The 7,771-nt window shown below is 66.3% G+C and carries 6 protein-coding genes; 5 read left to right on the top strand and 1 reads right to left on the bottom strand.

Going from position 1 to position 7,771, the window contains the following annotated elements:
• From dnaE to DD1DGNOD_RS20185, 5 genes are all read left to right on the top strand, one after another.
• A partial coding sequence (dnaE, locus tag DD1DGNOD_RS20210) for a DNA polymerase III subunit alpha (protein WP_131770825.1) occupies positions 1-2,767 on the top strand: 2,767 nt, incomplete at its 5' end.
• A gap of 292 nt (positions 2,768-3,059) precedes the next feature.
• Positions 3,060-3,266: an SDR family oxidoreductase gene (locus DD1DGNOD_RS20200; protein ID WP_131768057.1), complete on the top strand. Its 207-nt coding sequence runs from the start codon at positions 3,060-3,062 to the stop codon at positions 3,264-3,266.
• A gap of 244 nt (positions 3,267-3,510) precedes the next feature.
• Positions 3,511-4,176 carry a TetR/AcrR family transcriptional regulator gene (locus DD1DGNOD_RS20195; protein WP_241251715.1) on the top strand — a complete coding sequence of 222 codons (666 nt, stop codon included), beginning with the start codon at positions 3,511-3,513 and terminating at the stop codon, positions 4,174-4,176.
• Between the two features lie 204 nt (positions 4,177-4,380).
• The gene (locus DD1DGNOD_RS20190) at positions 4,381-5,193 is read left to right on the top strand and encodes an SDR family NAD(P)-dependent oxidoreductase (protein ID WP_131770824.1); all 813 of its coding nucleotides are present in this window, start codon (positions 4,381-4,383) and stop codon (positions 5,191-5,193) included.
• A 175-nt stretch (positions 5,194-5,368) separates the two neighbouring features.
• Positions 5,369-6,976 carry a UvrD-helicase domain-containing protein gene (locus tag DD1DGNOD_RS20185; RefSeq protein ID WP_241255862.1) on the top strand — a complete coding sequence of 536 codons (1,608 nt, stop codon included), beginning with the start codon at positions 5,369-5,371 and terminating at the stop codon, positions 6,974-6,976.
• Between the two features lie 172 nt (positions 6,977-7,148).
• Here DD1DGNOD_RS20185 and DD1DGNOD_RS20180 read toward each other — a convergent pair.
• On the bottom strand, positions 7,149-7,771 hold a 623-nt coding region (locus DD1DGNOD_RS20180; RefSeq protein WP_131770823.1), incomplete at its 5' end, for an NAD(P)-dependent oxidoreductase.

Raw genomic sequence — 7,771 nt, 5'->3', positions numbered from 1 at the left:
CTATTTGAAGAGCACCGACGAGATGCGTGCTCTGTGGGACGACCAGGTTCCCGGCGCATGCGACAGCTCGCTGCTGATCGCCGAACGGGTCCAGCCGTACGATGACGTCTTCGCATATGTCGACCGTATGCCCCGTTTCCCCGTTCCGGAGGGGGAGGACCAGCTTTCGTGGCTGCGTAAGGAGGTGGCCCGCGGCGTTGAGCACCGGTTCGGCGCGAACCCGCCACAAGAGGTTCTCGACCGAGTCGAGCACGAGATCGGCGTCATCGCCAACATGGGTTTCCCGGCCTACTTCCTCGTCGTCGCCGACATTTGTCGGTACGCCCGGGAAAAGGGTATTAGGGTCGGCCCGGGACGTGGTTCGGCAACCGGTTCAATGGTCTCCTACGTCCTCGGTGTCACCGAACTCGACCCGATCGAGCACCGGCTGATTTTCGAGCGGTTCCTGAACCCCCAACGCGTCACCCCGCCGGACATCGACCTCGACTTCGACGAACGTCGCCGCGGTGACATGATCCGCTATGTCACCGAGCGGTACGGCGAGGACCGGGTGTGCCAGATCCTCACCTTCGGAACAATCAAAGCGAAAGCTGCGGTCAAGGACTCCTGCCGCGTGCTGGGCTACCCCTACGCCCTCGGCGACAAAATCACGAAGGCGATGCCCCCGGACGTGTTCGGCAAGGGTATTCCGCTGTCCGGCATCCTCGACCCCGACCACGAGCGGTACAGCGAAGCCGCCGAGGTGCGCGGCCTCTACGAAACTGATCAGGACGTCCGCAAGATCGTCGACACCGCGCGGGGGCTGGAAGGTCTCACCCGCGGAACCGGGGTGCACGCGGCCGGGGTGATCCTGTGCGCCGAGCCGCTCCTGGACGTCCTGCCGATCCACCGGCGGGACGCCGACGGCGCCATCATCACAGGTTTTCCATTCCCCCAGTGCGAGGACATGGGCCTGTTGAAGATGGACTTCCTCGGCCTGCGGAACCTCACCGTGATCGACGATGCGATTGTCAACGTGCGGAAGAACCGTGGCATCGACATCGACCTGCAGAAGCTTCCGCTTTTGGACACCCCGACCTTCCAGTTGATGGCCCGCGGGGACACCCTCGGTGTCTTCCAGCTCGACGGTGGTCCCATGCGCAGCCTGTTGCGTCTCATGGCCCCGACAAAGTTCGAGGACATCGCCGCCGTCCTCGCGTTGTACCGGCCGGGGCCGATGGCCGCCAACTCCCACATCGAGTACGCCGACCGTAAGAACGGCCGCAAGCCCATCGCTCCTATCCACGCCGATCTCGCGGATCCGCTGGAAGAAATCCTCGGCGAGACCTACCACCTGGTGGTGTATCAGGAGCAGGTCATGACCATTGCGCGGGAGCTCGCCGGCTACAGCCTGGGCGAGGCCGACCTGCTGCGCCGCGCCATGGGCAAGAAGAAGAAGGAGGTCCTGGATGCCAACCACGCGGAGTTCATGGCCGGCATGGCGGAAAAGGACTACTCCACCGAAGCCGCCCAGGCGCTGTGGGACGTGCTGGTTCCCTTCTCCGGATACGGATTCAACAAGTCCCATACGGCCGGCTACGGCGTCGTCTCGTTCTGGACCGCCTACCTGAAGGCGAACTTCCCGGCCGAGTACATGGCGGCGCTGCTGACGTCGGTCGGGGACGACAAGGACAAGATGGCCGTGTATCTCGCCGAGTGCCGCAAAATGGGTATCCGGGTGCTGCCGCCCGACGTGAACGAGTCGACGCTTTACTTCACCCCGGTGGGCGGCGACATCCGCTTCGGTCTCGGCGCGATCCGCAACGTGGGAACAAACGTCGTCGCCTCGATCGCCGCCACCCACGAGCAGAAAGGTGCCTACGCGTCGTTCCCCGATTTTCTGGAGAAGGTTGAGATCGGCGTCTGCAACAAACGCGTCGTCGACTCCCTGATCAAGGCGGGTGCGTTTGACTCCCTCGGCCACAACCGCCGCGCACTGGCGCAGGTCCACGAGTCCGCGATCGACGCTGTCATCGGCACGAAACGAAACGAGGCTTTCGGCCAGTTCGATCTTTTCGGCGGAGACAACAGCGACGAGCAGGGTGAATCAATCAAGATCGGGCTCGGCCTGGACCTGAGCGCCGCCGAATGGCCGCGGCCAGAACTTCTCGCGCAGGAACGCGAGATGCTCGGCCTGTACGTGTCCAGCCATCCGCTGGAGGGCACGCAGCGGATTCTGGACCGCAACCGGGACACGAGAATTATCGACCTTCTTGACAGCGGACGTACCGAGGGCGATGTGCAGATCGCCGGTGTGATCGCAAAGATCGACCGGCGAGTCAACAAGAACAATGGCAACCTCTGGGCCATCGTCACCGTCGAGGACCTGGACGCGGCAGTCGAGGTTCTCTTCTTCCCGAAAAGCTACGAGGTATATGCTGATCAGCTCACGCCTGACACCGTGGTCTCCGTACGGGGACGCGTCAACGAACGCGACGGATCCGTCAGTATATTCGCCCACGAGCTGACAACCCTCGACGTGAGCGTGAATTCGGACGCCGGACCGCCCGTGCTGATTTCCCTACCCACTCACAAGGTGACTCCGGGCCTCGTCGACGAACTGCGTCTGATCCTCACCACCCATCCTGGGAACACCCCCGTACACATACGGCTGGAAAGCCCCCGCCGCACCCACCTCCTGCTGCGCCTGGAACCCGAGGTCGACGCGTCCTCCGCCTTCTGGGGCGATCTCAAGAGCCTGCTCGGCACGAAGGCCGTCGCCTCGTGACCGCCCGCGACGTTCTATCGATGTCCGTCGTGCGCAGCATGTCAAGCTCCTCGGCGTGTCCCAATGAGAATGTGCGCCATTCCGCTGGGAAACCGGGCGCGTCATGAAGCAGCATCCCGGGTGCGGTCTCCAGTATGGTGCCGATGCCGATCACCAGCAGCCGGCCGATACCGGCCTGGGCCAGGCCTTCGAGCAGGGCGTGTGCCGCGCCTACGTAGAGCGCTTGTGATGGCACGTCCATCCGGGCCGCGGCGCTGATCGCAGCGTCGTGTCCGGCCCCGTCGACACCCCGATGATTCGAAGACAGTTGGCGCACCCGGAGCTACGGGCCGGACTCGATGCCCACGTCCCGATGCCGCTGCGGGGACCGGCCACCGCCGAGGATGTTGCTCGTGTGATCGGCTGGCTCGTGGATCCGACCAACACGCTCGTCACCGGTCAGGTGCTTTACGCCGATGGGGGCGCCGACGCTGTGGTGCGTGGCGACGCGGTCTGGTGATCGGCAGAGTGCGGCGGGTCAAGGAGAACTGGGCTGCGGTGATGGCCCAGCAGCACCGGTTGACCATTCTGTACGGCTGTGTCGTGTGTCGCGGTGGAGAGGCGGTCGAGGCTGCCGGCGAGCATGGCGGATCGTGACGGTGCGGCGTCGGTGGCTGCCCGCGGGGGTGACGGTCAAGCTTGGGTGCGTGAAAAACCGGCTAGCCGGTATGTTCATACCGGCTAGCCGGTTTTATAGTGGCAGGGTGACTGGATCCGACCCGCCGAAGGTCCCGGCGACCGCCAAGGGCGAAGCGACGCGTGCTTTTCTCCTGCGCACCGCCGCTCAGGTCTTCGCCGAACGTGGATATGCCGCAACTACCCAGAACGACCTGATCGCCGCCTCGGGGCTGACCAAGGGCGCGTTCTACTTCTACTTCCGCACCAAATCCGAGCTCGCGCTGGCGGTACTGCAGGACCAGCAGGCGCGTTGGCTGTCCCAGATCGGTGAGCGGGTCTTGGCGGAAGCGAAGGCGGCCGACCAGCTGCGAGTGCTCGTGCCCGCGATGCTGGAGCTGATCTCCACCGACCCGGGTGCCTGGAGTGTCACTCGCCTGACCAAGGAGTTGTCGGCCGACCCGGAGGTCGCCGAGCAGGTATGCAAGCCCATGGTCGAATGGGTCGCCTTCGTGGCCGACCTGGTCCGCCGGGGCCAAACCGACGGGGACCTGCGCACCGGGCTGGACCCGGGATCAGTAGCCGCGGTGCTGGTGGGCGCCTTCGACGGCCTGAAATCGCTGACCGACATCCTGGAACCGACCGAGCGTGCCGCGTTCGGTTTCACCGAACGCGTGCAAACCCTGCTGGCCATCGTCGAGCTGGCCCTGATGAACAGCCCCGCACCGACGGGGTCCGGCGGAGACGTTCGCTAGAGCCGCGGTCGACAACGCCGCCGGGCGCCGCCTGGACCCGGCGCAACAGAGCAGACGTTGGCGGTCGCGGCGCTGGACCTCAGGCGCGCCCGAGCGCTGGAACCGCGCCGCTCACCCGTCCTGGACCGATGGCGTCAGCAGTCGTTCCTGCCGACCCATACGGATACGAACCGGCCGGATGTTCTTTACTACCGAGGAGATCGTATGACTTTCACCGGACAGACAGCCCTGATCACTGGCGCCTCGACCGGCATCGGAGCCGTATACGCCCGCGAACTCGCCGCGCGCGGGGCCAACCTGATCCTGGTCGCCCGCAGCGAGGACAAGATGCAGACCATCGCGACCCAACTGCGTACCGCCCACCATCGGCGCGTGGACGTCTTGGCCGCAGATCTCGTACAGCACGGCGCAGCGGACAATCTCGCGCAGCGGGTATCCGCCCTCGGGCTTACCGTAGATGTCTTGGTCAACAACGCCGGCTTCGCCACCCACGGCGACGTGGCCACCACCGATCCTGCCCGGCTGACCGCGCAAGTTCAGCTCAACTGCCTGGCCATGGTGGACCTCACCAGCCGTTTCCTGCCCGCGATGATCACCCGTGGGGACGGCACCATCGTCAACGTCGCCAGTACCGCGGCGTTCCAACCCGTCCCACACATGGCCGTCTACGCCGCTACCAAAGCATTCGTCCTGTCCTTTACCGAGGCGCTGTGGGCCGAGACCAAGCCCACCGGCGTCAGAGTCATCGCGATCTGTCCGGGCGCGACCGAGACGCCGTTCTTCGACGTTGTCGGTGCCGAAGAAGCCTCCGTGGGAAAGCGCCGCACCCCCGAGCAGGTCGTCGCCACCACCTTCAAAGCCCTCAAGCAAGGACTCCCCAGTGTTGTCGACGGGCGCTTCAACGCCTTCGTCGCCCACCTCCCCGGCGTGCTGCCCCGCCGCACGACAATCGGCATCGCGGAAAGGAGCGTGCGGCCTCGCACCTCTCACCAGGCCGCCGACGCCGCAACCCACTGAACGCAAGCACGACGCTTTCTCGGCGTCCGACCCGGAACATCCGCTATTCCTATTCCGGCATGGCGACGCCGGAAGTAGACCCACCCGCCAGTGGTCCACCCGTAGCACCAACATCAACCGTTACACCGTTAGCTGGACAGTCCCCTTCGAGGCCGACCTCACCGCGTTGACGGGCGTGCTCGCTGCCAGCCAGGCGGACGCGCTGCAGATGCTCGCCGCCGGCTACTCCGTCCGCGAGGCCCGGGCCGAACTCGGAATCGTCGGGACGGCCCGGCGCGAGGCGATGTCCGGCGTCGAGGCGTTGCTGGCTTCGCCTTCGGTCTTCTTCCCCCGCGGGGCTTCCGAGCTCCAGGAGGCCCTCAACCGTCCACTGGACCTGTGGAGGATCTTCCTTCACCCTTCCCAGCGGCGGATCGCCTACCGGGAGACCTACAGCGGGCCGGTGCGGGTCACCGGCGGCGCGGGTACCGGGAAGACCGTGGTGGCCGTACACCGGGCGCACTACCTGGCAGGCCGGCTTCCCGCCGGCTCGACGCGGCCGGTCCTTGTCACGACGTTCGTCCGCACACTCGCGGACAACCTGCGATCAAGCCTGGGGTCACTCGCGGGTTCGTATGGCTACGGCAATATCGAGGTCACCACCGTCGATGCGCTTGCCCGCAGGATCGTCCGCCAGGCCGAGGGCAGGGAACCGAAGGTTCTCGCCGACAACGACCGGATCGCGATGTTGTGGGACGTTGCGGCGGCCGGGCTGCTCGCACCGCTCACCGGCGCAGCATTACGCCAGGAATGGGAGCAGGTGATTCTGGCGCAGGGTCTGCGTAGCGAGGCCGAATACCTGGGCGCACCGCGCCCCGGCCGGGGCCTTCGCCTGACCAGGGCCCAGCGCCTCATGGTCTGGCAGGCTCTCGGCCGGTTCCTGGAGAACCGTGAAAAGACCGGGGAACGGACCTTCTACCAACTCGCCGACGACGCGGCCCGGTACCTTTCGCAGGCTCCGACCGCCGAGCTTTTCGCGCACGTCATCGTCGACGAGGCGCAGGATCTCCACCCGGTGCAGTGGCGGCTGCTCCGGGCGGCGGTCCCGGACGGGCCGAACGACCTGTTCGTGGTCGGCGATGCCCATCAGCGCATCTACGACCACCGTGTCTCGCTGTCGAGCCTCGGTATCAACGTGCGCGGCCGTTCCCATCGGCTCAATCTCAACTACCGCACCACCGAGGAGATCCTGCGCTGGGCCGTGGGGCTGCTCCGAGGGCAGATGGTCGACGACATGGACGCCGGCGTGGACACCCTCGACGGTTACCGGTCGGCGTTTCGGGGTTCGGCTCCACCTGTCCTGACGGGATACGCCAGCCACGACGCGGAGATGGAAGGTCTGGTCGTCACGGTCCGTGGATGGATCGACCGTGGCGTCGACCCGGCCGCGATCGGTGTTGCCGCCCGCATGAAGAAGTCGGTGCTCGCGGCGATCAGCACCCTGCGCGACGCGGGTCTCGACGCCTGTGACCTGGAACGCAAATCCCGTGGCGGGGTCGAGGTCGGCACCATGCACCGCATGAAGGGGCTGGAGTACCGCGCGATGGCGGTCATCGACGTCTCCGCGGCATCCGTGCCCCTGCGCTGGGCTGTCACACCGGTGGATGCGGATCCGAAGGCACACGAGCAGGACACCTTGCGTGAGCGATGCCTGCTGTACGTCGCCTGTACCCGGGCTCGTGAACTGCTCACGGTCTCCTGGTCGGGCCACGCGAGCCCTTTCCTCAGCCCGTTTCTGTCGTGAGGCCCCCGTCCTGTCGTGACCGTGAAAATTCAAGGCGGACAACGATAGTTATCCGGTCGTCGAGGCGGAGCCTGGCAAACTCGGTGAGATATCAGGCGGCTCGATCCGCCCGGAGGAAACGGTTCGCGCGTGGACCGCCAGCGCTTGATGGGACGTCCGTCGTTGCTGCCCGTCAGGACGCTACGGCGATCAGCGTCCGATGGTGTTTCGGGGCCTCGATCTCGTCGATCAGCGCGACCGCGAGGTCGGCGTAGGAGAATGGCGCCGCGTCCTTGTCGGTGGGCAACACCTGCTCGCCGCCGATCCGATACCGGCCGGTCCGTGTCGCTTCGCTGTCGAGGACGGTCGGCGGTGGCGCCACCATCAGCCAGTCGATCCCGGTGTCCGCCGTGCGCAGCACGTCGAGTTCCTCCGCGTGCCCCAACGAGAACGTGCGCCACTGCGCCGGGAAACCGGGAGCGTCATGAACCAGCACCCCGGGCGCGGTCTCCAATATGGTGCCGATGCCGATCACCAGCAGCCGGCCGACGCCGGCCTGGGCCAGGCCTTCGAGCAGGGCATGTGCCGCGCCCACGAAGAACGCCTGCGATGGCACGTCCATCCGGGCCGCGGCGTTGATCGCGACGTCGTGCCCGGCGGCGACCGTGGCCACGCTGCCGGCCTGGGTGACATCGCCTGCGACCAGTGTCACCCCGTCACCGGCCAGTTCCCGGTACCTGGCCGGATCACGCACGACCGCGGTGACCTGATGGCCCCGGGCAACCGCCTCGGCGACCGCACGTCGGCCCGCCCGCC

This window comes from Candidatus Protofrankia californiensis (assembly GCF_900634765.1).
Taxonomy (GTDB): Bacteria; Actinomycetota; Actinomycetes; order Frankiales; family Frankiaceae; genus Protofrankia; species Protofrankia californiensis.
This window is presented reverse-complemented; position numbering and strand designations above follow the sequence as displayed.